12 protein-coding genes are annotated in these 12,951 nt (G+C 74.4%); 5 read left to right on the top strand and 7 right to left on the bottom strand.

The window, feature by feature from the left end:
* Positions 1-9 precede the first annotated feature (9 nt).
* Positions 10-1,002: a helix-turn-helix transcriptional regulator gene (locus J4709_RS10430; RefSeq protein ID WP_208239576.1), complete on the top strand. Its 993-nt coding sequence runs from the start codon at positions 10-12 to the stop codon at positions 1,000-1,002.
* 27 nt (positions 1,003-1,029) lie between these two features.
* Here J4709_RS10430 and lexA read toward each other — a convergent pair whose 3' ends face one another.
* The gene (gene lexA, locus J4709_RS10425) at positions 1,030-1,692 is read right to left on the bottom strand and encodes a transcriptional repressor LexA (protein ID WP_443608300.1); all 663 of its coding nucleotides are present in this window, start codon (positions 1,690-1,692) and stop codon (positions 1,030-1,032) included.
* 151 nt (positions 1,693-1,843) lie between these two features.
* Between lexA and J4709_RS10420 the strand changes: the two genes are divergently transcribed.
* Together J4709_RS10420 and J4709_RS10415 are read left to right on the top strand one after the other, a co-directional pair.
* Complete coding sequence (locus J4709_RS10420; protein WP_307801128.1) at positions 1,844-2,434, top strand: RNA polymerase sigma factor; 591 nt, start codon at positions 1,844-1,846, stop codon at positions 2,432-2,434.
* Positions 2,431-3,417 carry a hypothetical protein gene (locus J4709_RS10415; RefSeq protein WP_208239574.1) on the top strand — a complete coding sequence of 329 codons (987 nt, stop codon included), beginning with the start codon at positions 2,431-2,433 and terminating at the stop codon, positions 3,415-3,417. The genes J4709_RS10420 and J4709_RS10415 overlap by 4 nt, the downstream gene beginning before the upstream one ends.
* Before the next feature lie 83 nt (positions 3,418-3,500).
* On the opposite strand, the gene J4709_RS10410 is transcribed toward J4709_RS10415, so the two are convergent.
* The 4 genes from J4709_RS10410 to J4709_RS10395 form a co-directional block, all read right to left on the bottom strand.
* Positions 3,501-4,430, bottom strand: coding sequence for a peptidase inhibitor family I36 protein (locus J4709_RS10410; RefSeq protein WP_208239572.1), 930 nt, complete (start codon positions 4,428-4,430; stop codon positions 3,501-3,503).
* A gap of 13 nt (positions 4,431-4,443) precedes the next feature.
* Positions 4,444-5,250, bottom strand: coding sequence for a CHAP domain-containing protein (locus J4709_RS10405; protein ID WP_208239571.1), 807 nt, complete (start codon positions 5,248-5,250; stop codon positions 4,444-4,446).
* Positions 5,251-5,300: 50 nt separating this feature from the next.
* Positions 5,301-6,170 (bottom strand): peptidoglycan-binding domain-containing protein, encoded by an 870-nt coding sequence (locus J4709_RS10400; RefSeq protein ID WP_232383278.1) that lies wholly within the window; start codon positions 6,168-6,170, stop codon positions 5,301-5,303.
* A 231-nt stretch (positions 6,171-6,401) separates the two neighbouring features.
* Positions 6,402-7,631 (bottom strand): helix-turn-helix domain-containing protein, encoded by a 1,230-nt coding sequence (locus J4709_RS10395; RefSeq protein WP_208239570.1) that lies wholly within the window; start codon positions 7,629-7,631, stop codon positions 6,402-6,404.
* A 319-nt stretch (positions 7,632-7,950) separates the two neighbouring features.
* Between J4709_RS10395 and J4709_RS10390 the strand changes: the two genes are divergently transcribed.
* Positions 7,951-8,964, top strand: a complete 1,014-nt coding sequence (locus J4709_RS10390) for an aldo/keto reductase (RefSeq protein ID WP_208239569.1) — start codon at positions 7,951-7,953, stop codon at positions 8,962-8,964.
* Between the two features lie 86 nt (positions 8,965-9,050).
* On the opposite strand, the gene J4709_RS10385 is transcribed toward J4709_RS10390, so the two are convergent.
* Together J4709_RS10385 and J4709_RS10380 are read right to left on the bottom strand one after the other, a co-directional pair.
* The gene (locus J4709_RS10385; protein ID WP_208239977.1) at positions 9,051-11,468 is read right to left on the bottom strand and encodes an ABC transporter permease; all 2,418 of its coding nucleotides are present in this window, start codon (positions 11,466-11,468) and stop codon (positions 9,051-9,053) included.
* On the bottom strand, positions 11,468-12,214 hold the full coding sequence (locus tag J4709_RS10380) for an ABC transporter ATP-binding protein (protein WP_208239566.1): 747 nt from the start codon (positions 12,212-12,214) through the stop codon (positions 11,468-11,470). Before J4709_RS10380 ends, J4709_RS10385 begins: the two co-directional genes overlap by 1 nt.
* Positions 12,215-12,323: 109 nt before the next feature.
* On the opposite strand from J4709_RS10380, the gene J4709_RS10375 reads away from it, so the two are divergent.
* Positions 12,324-12,929 carry a response regulator transcription factor gene (locus tag J4709_RS10375; RefSeq protein ID WP_173098294.1) on the top strand — a complete coding sequence of 202 codons (606 nt, stop codon included), beginning with the start codon at positions 12,324-12,326 and terminating at the stop codon, positions 12,927-12,929.
* The last annotated feature ends 22 nt before the right edge of the window (positions 12,930-12,951 follow it).

Here is a 12,951-nt window from a genome sequence, read left to right as displayed (position 1 = left end):
CTCGGAAACATGTCCCGACCCACCGGCCGCGTGCTGACGCTCCTCGAACTGCTCCAGTCCGGCGGCACCCGGACGATCGCGGAGCTGGCCGACCGGCTCGGCGTCGAGGGCCGGACCGTCCGGCGGTACGTCGACCAGCTGCTGGACCTCGGCGTGCCCGTCGAGGCGGTGCGCGGCCGCTACGGCGGGTACCGCCTCGCCCGCGGGCACCGGCTGCCGCCGCTGATGCTCAACGACGACGAGGCGCTCGCCGTGCTGCTCGGCCTGGTCGCCGGACGCCGCGCGGGCCTGACCACCGCGGCCGGTACCGCGAGCGAGACGGCGGCGGCAAAGATCCGTCGGGTGCTCCCCAAGGCCCTCGCCGACCGGCTCGACGCCGTGCAGGAGTCGCTCGCGTTCACCCGGCCGTCCGGCGGGACCGCCGCGCCCGACACAGGGACGCTGCTCACGCTCGCCGACGCCGTGCGCCACCGCCGTCCCGTCTCGTTCCGGTACGGCGACCGGGAGGGCCGCCGCACCGACCGCACCCTGCACCCGTACGGGATCGTCAGCCATTCGGGCCGCTGGTACGTCACCGGCGAGGACACCGGGATCGGCGAGAACCGCACCTTCCGCCTCGACCGCATCACGGACGCCCGCACGCTGCCCGGCTCCTTCGAGGCGCCCGCCGGGCCGGATCCGGCGGAACGCGTCCTGTCCGGGTTCGCCACGGCGCCCTACCGGCACGAGGTGACGTTGCGGATCCACGGGACGGCCGAGCAGATCCGCGCCCGCATCCCCGCGTCCATCGCGACCCTGGACGAACCCGCCGGCGAAGAGGACCCGGCGGACGAGCGCTGGCACCGCGTCGAGCTGCGGGCCGAACGGCTCGACTGGCTGCCCGCGCTCCTCGCCTCGCTCGACCGGCCCTTCGCCATCGAGCGGCCGGACGAGCTCCGCGACCTCGTCCTCGGCCTCGCCGGCCGGCTGGCCGAAGGGGCGCGCCGCCCGCCCGCCGGCTGATCCGGCGGCGTGCGGCGGCGGGACGGCTCAGACGCTGCGCAGGACCGAGACGACGATGCCCAGGATGACCGCGCGGTCGCCGTCGATCACCTCGTAGGCGGGGTTGCGGGGTTCCAGCAGGACGTGCCCGTCGCGGCGCCGGTAGACCTTGACGGTGGCCTCGCCGTCGATCATCGCGGCGACGATCTGCCCCGAGTGCGCCTCCGGCTGCTGCCGGACCACGACGGTGTCCCCGTCGCAGATCGCGGCCTCGATCATCGAGTCGCCGCGCACCCACAGCGCGAACACGTTGCCGCGCCCGACCAGCTCGCGGGGCAGCGACAGGGTGTCGTCGGCGTGCTGCTCGGCCGTGATGGGCACGCCCGCCGCGATGTCGCCGACGACCGGGACGGGCACCGAGTCGCCGGCGGGCGCCTCGGCGGGGCCGTCCCGCAGGAACGACCGGACGTCGATCGGGCGGGCCACCGCGGCGCCGCGGCGCAGGAAACCCTTGTCCTCCAGGCTCGCCAGGTGCCGCGACACCGACGACGCGGACCGCAGCCCGACGGCGTCGCCGATCTGCCGGGTGCTCGGCGGGTAGCCGTACCGGACGACCCAGTCCCGGATCGCGACCAGGATCCGCTGCTGGCGCGGAGGCAGGGCCGAGGTGTCCAGGCCCTCGAACGCATCATGATCGTGATAGGCGGCCACCTGCGGAATTCTAGGGGGCGCCGCGGCCGCACGGGCGCCGCGGCCGCACGGGCGCCGCGGCCGCGCGGGCGCCGGGGCGCGGCGGTGAAATGCTCGGCCTTATGCGGACATGTGGTGGTCGTCCGGTCCCCCCACGGCGAGAGGAAGTCACGTGCCGCCCAGCCCCGAGGCTCCACGACCACCCGACGAACGGCGACACCGCTTCGAGTCCGTCTACGCGGCCCACCGCGCCCGGATCCTCGGCTACGCGCTGCGGCGCACCGCCGACCCGCAGGACGCGGCCGACGTGCTCGCCGAGACCTTCCTGATCGCCTGGCGGCGGCTGGACGACGTCCCGCCCGGCGACGCGGCGAAGCCGTGGCTGTACGGCGTCGCCCGCCGCGTCCTGGCGAACCACCACCGGGGCGAGCGCCGCAGGTCCGCGCTGGTCGGCGACCTCGCCGGGCGGCTGCGGACCGACCTCGCCGCGCACCGCCCGGCCGCGCCCGAAGGGGACCTCGCGGCGATCGCGGCGGCGTTCGGCGAGTTGTCCGACGACGACCGGGAGCTGCTGGCGCTCGTCGGCTGGGAGGGCCTGGACCGCGCCGAGATCGCCGCCGTGCTCGGCTGCTCGCGCAACGCGGTCCGGATCCGGCTGCACCGGGCCCGCCGCCGGCTCGCCCGCGCCCTCGACCGGCACGAGGCGCCCGTCCCGCACGCCCACGCACTGCCCGCAGCGGCCATCAACGGAGAACGCGCATGAACCACGACATCGACCGGCTCGTCGGCCGCATCGCCCCCGTCACCGACGACACCGCCGCCGACCTGCTCACCGACGACACCGCCGCCGACCTCGCCGGGCGGATCATGCTCGCACCCGCCGACACCGCCGAGCCCGCCGACACCGCCGCCGTCCCGGCCCCGCGCCGGGCGCGCCGCCGCCTCGCCATCGGGCTGCCGCTGCTGGCCACCGGCGTCGCCGCCGCGACCGTCGCCGCGGTGCTCGTCGCCCGGCCGGGGGGCTCCGGCGACCCGGGAGGGCACGCGCCGTCCGGGGGCGCGCACCCGCGGGTCCAGCTGGCCGCCGCGCTCACCTTCACCCGCAAGGGCCACTACATCGACGTGCGGATCCGCGACCCGTACGCCGACCCCGCGCGGTACAGGAAGGAGTTCGCCGCGCACGGCCTGGACGTCGACCTGAAGCTGGTGCCCTCCTCGCCCACGGTCGTCGGCACCGTCGTGATGGAGGGCACCAGCGAGGGGACCCGCCCCGGCGACGTCTCCGAGATCCGGGTCAAGGGCGCCTGCGAGGTCGCGAGCGGCGGGGACGACTGCACGGTGGGGGTGCGGATCCGGATCGGCTACACCGGCAGCGCCCAGATCGTCTTCGGGCGCGCGGCGCGTCCCGGCGAGCAGTACCAGAGCAGCAACCGGGCGGACGCGCGCGGCGAGGCCATGCACGGGATGGTGTTCCGCAAGCGTCCCGTGTCGGAGGTGCTGGCCGCGCTGAAGCAGCGGCACATCACCGTGCCCGAGTACCGGGTCATGGTGGGCAACGAGAGCGTGGCGCGCTACCCGGGGCAGGTGCCCGGGAACTGGTACGTGCACGACGCCGTCCTCTGGGCGCCCGGCCAGGTCGTGCTCTTCGCCGGCCCCAAGCCGACCGAGGACGACCGGCCGGCGAGCCCCCCGACCGCGCCCGCCCCGACCCCGACCGCCGGCTCCGGCGCCCCGTCCGCGCCCTGACCCCACCGGCCGCCCTTAAGCGGGCATGCGGCGGCGGGGTGCCGGGTGGGCCGCCCGGCACCCCGCCTTGCGGGGAGGGACCGTCAGGACAGGACGATGTCCCGGTAGTAGTGGCGGAGGATCGCCCGGAAGTCCGAGCCGGCGTTCGCCATGTCGCGCGAGCCGTACTGCGACATCCAGTTCCCGTCCACCCACGCGCCGCAGGCGGTCGTGGTGGAGCAGTAGTGGGCCATCAGGATGTTGCCGCTGCGGGTCATCCGCGTCGACCACGTGCGGTCGACGGCGGCGGACGTCGACGACACCGCCGACGACGGCCGGTACACCTGGTCGCCCGTGTCGTCCCGGACGTCGTAGCACGCCCCGCCCGAGGTCTTGCGGGTCGAGTGCAGCGCCCAGTACCAGGCGTAGCTCTTCACGGCCATCGCCCCGGCGTCGAGCGAGGCGCTCGGCCAGCTGGAGATCCACTCGTTCGGGAGGACGTTCTTGACGTAGGTCTTGAAGTCGACCCGGTCCACGCGGCCGAGGCCGACCCGGTACACCAGGATCGAGGACGGGAGCGTGGTGTTGGATCCGTCGGTCTTGCAGCCGCTGGGCTGCGACACCAGGATCTGGTGGGAGGCGTTGTTGTTCTTCAGGGTGGCGTTGAGGTTGCCCTTCGCCCCGGCGGCGAAGTCCTGGTAGGAGCCGGCGTAGTTGCTGTTGTAGTAGACCCGCACCGTGTGGCTGGTGCGGTTCCACACCGACGCCGCGTTGTTCTTCACGCAGACGCCCTTGCCGTTGCCCGCGCCCTTGAACTCGTAGCACGTCGGCTGGGTCGTCCCGTAGTCGTCCAGGGAGCCGGTGAAGTCCGAGATCGACCCGGCCTCGTTGCTGTTGAAGTAGTAGCAGAACTCGCCGCTGTCGCAGGAGCCGTCACGGGACGCGGCGGACGCCGGCCCGGCCACCGCCACGACTCCCGCGAGCACCGTCACCACGGCGGTCACGGCGCCGATCACCCTTGCGCGAACGCTCATGTCCGGCCGCCTCTCAGAAGTGGAGCATCCACTGGAAGTCGGCCTGGGCGTTGCTCACGTGCACGTGCGAGCGCGTGCCGTAGGCGAGCGGGTTGTTCCAGTTGTACTCCTCGACGTCGAACGAGCCGTCGGAGTAGACCCGGTTGACGTAGGCGACGTGGCCGACCTTGTGGACGTCGTTGACGGCGATCGCGCCGACCGACGGCGTCTTGTTGACGGTCACGCCGACCCGGCGGGCGGCGTCGTCCCAGGTGCCGGCGTTGCCCCAGGTGGTCTTCCACGAGTTGCTGAAGCTCGGGACGCCGAGCCGGCTCGCGATCCGCCACGCCGCGAACGCGGTGCAGTTGTTCTGCGCGAACCCGCGCGCGTTCCCGTCGTAGTCGTTGCGCGGCGCCTGCCCCGACCCGTCGAGGATCTGGTGGGAGGCGTTGTTGTTCTTGAGCGTCGAGTTGAGGTTGCCCTTCGCGCCGGCCGCGAAGTCCTGGTGCGCGCCGCCGTAGTTGCTGTTGTAGTAGACCCGCACCGTGTGGCTGGTGCGGTTCCACACCGACGCCGCGTTGTTCTTGACGCAGAGGCCCTTGCCGTTCCCGGCGCCCTTGAAGTCGTAGCAGGACGGCTGGGTGGTGCCGTAGTCGCCGATCGAGGTGGTGAAGTCGGAGATCGAGCCGGCCTCGTTGCTGTTGTAGTAGTAGCAGAACTCGCCGCCGTCGCAGGCGCCGTCGCGGGCCGCCGCGTAGGCGGGCGAACCGGTCGCGACGAGGGGGGCGGTGAGGGCCAGCGCGGCGCCGGCGACGGTGAGGGACTTCTTCAGATGCGGCATGTTTTCCTCTCCGAAGTGATCGAGGGGGTGGGGGTGCCTGAGGCGCCCGGTCAGTGGGTGCGCTGGTACTCCTCCCAGGTCTGGATGGGGATGCGGGGCCCGTCGTCCGGGGCCCGGTTCGCCAGGCCGTTCAGGCCGAGGTAGTAGTCGCCGGTCTGGTGCTGGGCCTGGCTGGACAGGTCGGTGTCGCTGATCGCGGCGGCGTGGATGTGCCACGGCCAGTCGCCCTGGTTCGGGTTGCGGACCCACGCGGCGAACCCGACCTGGCGCAGCGCGCGCGCCACGGAGGTGCGGGTCGCGGCGGACATCCCGGTGACGCTGATGTCGACGACGCCGCCGCCGTCGTGGGTGCCGGCCGAGCTCGGGTCGCCGCCGGGGTTGTAGGAGCCCTGCGACAGGACGAGCTTGAAGCCGAGCAGCCGTTCGGCCTCGGTGAGCATCGCCTGCGTGCGGGCGTCGACGGTGTACCCGTCGCGCTGGACCTTCGCGCCCGGGCCGATCTTGTGGGTGACGGTGTAGCGGCCCTGCCCGAGCTCGGCGAGCGACGTCGCGCCGGGCAGCCCGTTGGCGGCGAGCCCGCTGTAGCCGAGGGAGCGCTGGTAGGCCGCGTACGCGGAGATCGTCTCGGTGCCGAAGTAGCCGTCGACCCAGCGGGCGTCCAGCAGGTTCTTCGCCTGCAGGGCCTGCTCGACGGCGAGCACGGACGCCTTCGCGCCCGGGGTCAGGGTGTCGTCGGCGCGGCGCGGGTCGATCTGCGCGGCCAGGACGGTGGCCTCCATGTTGACGGCGGGCAGCGCGGCGGGCTGGGCGGGCGCTGCCGGGGCGGCCGACGCCTGCGCCGCGCCTGCCGCCAGTGCGCCCGTGACCGCGAACGCCGCGAGCAGGCCGGTGAAGGCGGCCCGGGTCCTCGTCATCGTCATGCGGTGGTTCCTTCCGGTGGGGCGGGGGGTCTGTTCGCGGGCCGGCCGGAGCCGGGTCGACCGCTCACCGTCCCTCTTGCTACCGGCCGCATTGATTGATCGACACACCTGCCGAAGGGGATCAATCAGGTCCGTACACAGTGCCTGTTCGGGCAGGTCAGAGCCTGTTCAGGACGCCAGAGGCGTGGAAGGGCGCCGGGAGGACCGGGGCGGCGCGGCGGGCCGCTCCCGTCAGGACGCGCTGGGGTACTTGCAGGCCGCCTGGCGCGCCGACTGGTCGACCGTCGTGGACGGCGACGCGAGCGACGCGCCGGCCCGCGGGGCGGGCAGCCGCAGCGAGGCGACGGACGCGGCGTAGCCGGAGTCGCCGCCGCCGAGGCAGGCGACCGCCGCGACGAGGACGCGGTCGCCGCCGCGCAGCGGGGCCGGCAGCCGGTCGGGCCGCCAGGTGACCGACAGGCTCGGGGTGGCCTGGCCGATCATCCCGATCTGGTGCCACAGGCGCAGCTCCGGGCTGGCCGGATCGGCGGCGTAGTAGGCGGCGAAGCCGACGATCTGCACGTTCGGGCCCGCCGCGGTGAGCACCACGCGGGGGTCCGGCGACGGCGCGCCGGCGGCCTTCAGCGACAGCCGCTCCGGCGCCGGCCGCGCGCCGGCGCAGGCGGACGGCGCGAGGCGCGCCGGCGGGTTGCCGTGCACGGCGGCGGAGGCGACGACGTGCCCGTCCGGGAGGATGAACCAGCGGGTGTCGGGGATCCCCGCGGTGCGGTCGGTGACCTTGGCGCCGATGCAGAAGCCGGTGAACCCGAGGACGCATCCCGCCGGGTACGTCGCGACCTCGGGCCGGTCGGGCCCGGCGCCGGCCAGGACGTGCGCGCCGTCGCCGTACGCGGTGGCGGTGAACCTCGGGTTCCTGGCGAGGGCGGGGCAGCCGCCGGCGCGCCCGTGCCCGCCGCCTCCGCCGAGGTTCAGCCCGACGGCGAACAGGCCCGCCGCGAGGGCGCAGGCCGCGGTGATCGCGGCGATGTTCCGCCTGGTCCGGCCGGCCCGGGCCGGGCCGATGATGATCGGATGGAATTCACGCCGGACCGGCGGCGGGGCGGGCCCGTCCGGCACGTCCGGTTCGAGGATCTCCCGTTCGGCCGGGGATTCGCCGCCCTCGTCGGCGGGGCAGGGCGCCGTTCCGCCCGCCGCCCGGACGGCCTCGTTGACCTCTTTCCACCGGTGCTCCCACGCCTGGGTGTCGCCCGAGCATGCGCCGACAAAGGCGAGCGTCACCGATAACGTCGGCAGCCGGACTCCGCTGGCGGCTTCCGACAATGTCGAGGCGCTGTATCCGGCGATTTGCGCCAATTGTCGGTAGGTCGGCTCGCCTGCGGCGACCCGCAGTGCGCGGAGATCATGCGCGAACGACTCCAGCGGCCCGGCCGCCGGGTCCAGCGGGCGTTCACGACGCGCCATGCCACCGGCCCAGACCGGAATGCGAGGTCAGTTTTCCGTAACCCGGGAGAGGCGGGTCGTTCACCGATTCGTCAGCCATTGCGGGAGCCCAAGTTCGGGGTGCGTTGCGATCGATGTGCCCGTGTCATCGCCACGATCTCAACCCACCATTGTCCTCCGCCGCATCATCGGCCGCCGAGCGCGATCGCCGTCAAAGTGAACCGGTCCTCAAAGTAGAACCGGCGCGACGAGTTGTCCAGACCCGTCACATCCGGCCGCCCCATTTCGTCGGTCCGGTGGAAGCGACCCATCTCGAGCGGTCGCGTGAAGGAGGACGATAATGCGCTACCGACTGTTCGGCCGGACCGGCCTTCGGGTCTCCGAGCTGTTCCTGGGCGCGATGACGTTCGGCGAGCAGGGCGGCGTCGGGGCGCCGCTGCCCGAATGCGGCCGGATCCTGGACGCCTACGCCGACGCGGGCGGCAACGTCGTCGACACGGCGATCAACTACCGGGGCGGCGCCAGCGAGGAGTTCCTCGGCGAGCTGCTGCACGGGCGCCGGGACCGGTTCGTCCTCGCCACCAAGTACACGGTGTCGCGCGACGGCGCCGACCCCAACGCGGCGGGCAACCACCGCAAGAACCTCACGGCGTCGCTGGAGACGAGCCTGCGGCGGCTCCGCACCGACCGCATCGACGTCTACTGGGTGCACATGTGGGACCGGCACACCCCGGTCGAGGAGACGATGCGCGCGCTGGACGACGCCGTCCGCGCCGGGAAGATCCTTTACGTCGGGATCTCCGACGCGCCCGCCTGGGTCGCCGCCCGCGCGAACACGCTGGCCGAGTGGCGCGGCTGGACGCCGTTCGCGGGCCTGCAGGTGCCGTACAGCCTGCTGAACCGGGACATCGAGACGGAGCTGCTGCCGATGGCCGAGTCGTTCGGGATGTCCGTGGCGGCGTGGAGCCCGCTGGGCGGGGGCGTGCTGTCCGGCAAGTACACCGGCGGTTCACCCGCCCAGGGCGGCCGCCTCGACGCCGCCCGGATCAGCGACCACGACCACCGCGTCGCCAAGGAGGTCCAGGCGGTCGCGGACGAGCTGGGCGCCACCCCGTCGCAGGTGGCGCTCGCCTGGGTGCGGTCGCGGTCGCGGGCCGTCCACCCGATCATCGGCGCCCGCAGCGCCGGGCAGCTCGCCGACAACCTCGGCACGCTCGACGTCGAGCTGCCCGCCGAGGCGGCCGGGCGGCTGGAGGAGGCCACCGGGTTCGCGCCCGCGTTCCCCTCCGGGTTCATCGCTCAGACGTCGCCGTGGGTGTTCGGCGAGTCGAACCAGCGCCTCGACACCCCCTGAGCCGGGGGCGCGGGGGGCGCGTCCGCCCTCGGGACGGCCGGTGAGCGCGGGCTCACGGCCGTCCCGCCGGCGGGCGCGCCCGGGCGTCACTCGCGGGCGCCGACCGCGTCGGCGGGACGGGCCCGCATCGCCAGCCGCGCGGGCAGCGCCGTCGCGACCGCGGCGAGAAGGGCGCCCCAGGCGATGACGCCCAGGTGGGCGAGCGGCGGAACGGACGGCCCGCCATCGGTCATGCCCCGCGCGAACGCGGTGAGCGTCGCGAGCGCGATCCCGGTGCCGAGCAGGCCGGCGATCAGCACGACCGCGAGCGTCTCCCAGCCGAGCATCCGCATGATCTGCCGGCGGGTGGTGCCGGCGAGCCGCAGCACCGCGAGCTCGCGGGCGCGGTCGGCGGTCGACATCGCGAGCGTGTTGACGACGGCGATCGCGGTGAACGCGATGATCAGGCCCATGGCGATGTAGTTGACCTCGGCGTTCGCGGACGCGGTGTCCTGCGCGAGCGTCGCGGCGCTGACGGTCGGCAGGCCCTTCGGCGGCGTGCCGGCGATGAGGACGGCGCCGCGCGGGTCGTCCACGTGCGCGGCGAGCAGGTCGTGGTCGGCGGTGAGGTCGCCGAAGCCGAGCCCGCGCCCGTAGACGGCGACGACCTTGAGCGCGGCGGGCGTGCCGTCGCCGAGGGTGAGCCGGAGCGTGTCGCCGGGCCCGACGTGCAGCCGCGACGCGGCGGTCGTGCTGACCGCGACGGACGAGGCGTCCAGGTCCTTGATGTCGCCCCTGCGGACATCGAGGTCCATCGTCGCGCCGAGCCCGGCGGTGGTGACGCCCTGCACGCCGTAGTTCTGCAGCCCGACCCGGACGGTGCTGCGCACGACCTCCGTCACGGCGGTGACGCCGGGCGCGCGGCGGATCTCCTCCGCGGTGCCGTGCGGAATCTTCGGGCCGGCGACGTGCGCGGCGAGCGTGCCCTCGGTGGCCTGCCGGACCGCGGCGTGGCCGGTGGTCGTCTGGGCGAACAGGATCGTGGCGGTGAGCCCGGTCATCAGCGTCAGCGGCGTGATCACGGACGCGAGGCGCCGGGCGCCCGCGCCGAGGTTCGCGGCGGCGAGGTGCCCGCCGACCGGGAACGCGCGCAGCGGGACGCCGAGGACCGCGACGGCGGCGCGGGCGACGACCGGGCCGAGCAGCGCGGCGGCGACCGTCCACACGATCGCGGCCAGCATCGTGACGGGGCTCGCGGCGGCCTCGGTGTGCAGGCCGCCGAGCACGACCGTCAGCACGACGGCGCCCGCGAGGACCAGCAGCCCGGCGACGGTGCGGACGGCGCCGAGCCGCGGCGGGGTCAGCGCCGCGTCGCCGAGCGCCTCCACCGGCCGGATCCGCGCGGTGCGGCGCGCGGCGACCCGGGCCGCCGCGACCGCCGCGACGATCGCCGCGGCCCCCGCCGCGACCGGCGGGAACGGGCTCACGACCAGGTCGAGGTTGGCGGGCAGGGCGCCGAGTCCGCGGAACCGGTCGCGCAGCCAGAACGCCAGCGGCACCCCGGCGGCGGCGCCGAGCGGCCCGGCGGCGAGGCCGATGAGCAGCGCCTCCTGCCCGAGCATCCGGCGGACCTGCCGCGGCGTCGCGGCGACGGCGCGCAGCAGCGCGATCTCCCGCTGCCGCTGCTGCACCGAGAGCGCGAACGTGCCGGACACGACGAGGATCGCGACGAGCAGCGCCGTCCCGCCGAGCGCGCCGCCCATGCTGATCAGCTTGATGCGGGACCGCTCCGCACCGGGGAACTCGGCCCGGCCGCGGTCCGCGCCGGTGTGCACGGTGGCGCGGACGCCGCGCAGCGCGCCGGCGATCGCGGCCTTCGAGCCGGTCGCGCCGATCGCGGTGACCATGCCGGGGTGCCCGGCCAGCCGGCGCGCCTCGGCGCCGCTGAAGAAGATCGCCGCCTGGTCCTTCAGCGCCTCCCGTGTCACGCCGGACACCCGGTACTCGCCGGGCTCGGCGGACGCGACCCGCACCCGCGAGCCGACGCGCAGGCCGTTCGCGCGGGCCGTCGCCGCGTCCACGACGATCTCGTCGCGGACGGCGGGCGCCCGGCCCTCCCGCAGCGTGAACGGGGTCAGCGCGGCCGACTCCCAGCCGTGCCCCCACGACTCGCCCGCCCCGGAGCCGATCTCCGCGGGGAACGCCACCTCGGTGACGACGTTGCGCGCGCCCGCCGCGCGGACCTTCTCCGCGGCCGACGCGGGCAGCCACGCGCGCTCGGCGATCGCCTTCGCCTTGTGCTTGACCTTGCCCTTCTTCTTGACCTTCGTCTGGTGGACGAACTGGTCGCCGGTCACCACCACCGGCGCCCCCGCGTACCGCTGCGGCGCGACCGAGCCGCGCAGCCCGGTGTCCAGGAGGATCCCGCACGCGCACACCAGCGCCGCCGCGCACAGCAGCGCGACGAACGCCCCCGCGAACCCCGCCTTGCGGTGCCGCACCGTGGAAAGAACGATCTCCAGCATCACTTCCACGCCCCCAGCCGGGTCATGCGGGCCGCCACCTTGTCACTGGACGGCGCGTCCATCGTGTCGACGATCCGGCCGTCCGCGAGGAACAGCACCGTGTCCGCGTAGGACGCGGCGACCGGGTCGTGGGTCACCATCACGACCGTCTGCCCCATGGCGTCGACGGTCTCGCGCAGCAGGGCCAGGACGTCCCGGGCCGTCATCGTGTCGAGCGCGCCGGTCGGCTCGTCCCCGAACACCACTTCCGGACGCGTCACCAGTGCGCGCGCTATGGCGACGCGCTGCTGCTGCCCACCGGACAACTGCGCCGGGCGGTGCCCTGTGCGTTCGCTAAGGCCGACCCTCCCGACGACCTCGTCCAGCCATTTCCGGTCGACCCGCGTACGGGCGAGCCTCAGCGGCAAGGTGATGTTCTGCTCGACGGTCAGCGACGACACCAGGTTGAACGCCTGGAACACGAAACCGACCCGCTGCCTGCGCAGCTCCGTCAGCTTCGTCTCGTTCATCGACGACAGCTCCGTCTCGCCCAGCCGGACGCTGCCGGACGTCGGGGTGTCCAGGCCCGCCGCGCAGTGCAGGAACGTGCTCTTCCCCGACCCCGACGGGCCCATCACGGCGGTGAACCGGCCGCGCGGGATGCCCGCCGACACCTCGCGCAGCGCCGCCACCGCGCCCCTCCCCTTGCCGTACACCTTGCTCACCCGGTCCATGCTCACCGCGTCCGTCCGCACCGCTTCGTTCATGGGGACAAGTCTTCTGACCTGGGGCTTCACGGGCCAGAGAGCACATCACCGGTCCTATGTGACCTCGTCATGGTCCGGCCCGTGACGCGCTCACTGGCAGACTTGAGCCGTGATCAAACTGCTTCTGGCGGACGACCACCACATCGTGCGCAGCGCGCTGGCGGCGCTGCTGTCGCTCGAACCGGACCTGACGGTGGTGGCCGAGGTCGACCGCGGCGACGAGGTGCTCGCCGCCGCCCGCACCGCCCGCCCGGACGTCGCCGTGCTGGACGTCGACATGCCCGGCATGGACGGACTCGCGGCCGCCGCGGCCCTGCGCGAGGAGCTCCCGGGCGTCGCGACGCTGATCCTCACCGGGCACGGCAAGCCCGGCCACCTGCGCCGCGCCCTCGCGGCGAACGTCCGCGGCTTCCTGCTGAAGACGGCGCCGCCGGACGAGCTCGCCGCCGGGATCCGCAAGGTCGCCGCGGGCGAGCGGGTCCTGGACCCCAAGCTCGCCCTCACCGCCTGGGACCTGGCCGACAACCCGCTCACCCCGCGCGAGACGGACGTGCTGCGGCTGGCCGCCGAGGGCGCCGAGGCGCCGGAGATCGCCGAGCGGCTGCACCTGTCGGCCGGGACCGTCCGCAACTACCTGACCGCCGTCGTCACCAAGCTCAACGCGCGCAACCGCACCGACGCGGCCCGCATCGCGCAGGAGGCCGGCTGGCTCTAGCCGCCTCGCCCTCCGGCCGGCT

The sequence above is a fragment of the Actinomadura violacea genome (assembly GCF_017573465.1).
Classification (GTDB): Bacteria; Actinomycetota; Actinomycetes; order Streptosporangiales; family Streptosporangiaceae; genus Spirillospora; species Spirillospora violacea.
This window is presented reverse-complemented; position numbering and strand designations above follow the sequence as displayed.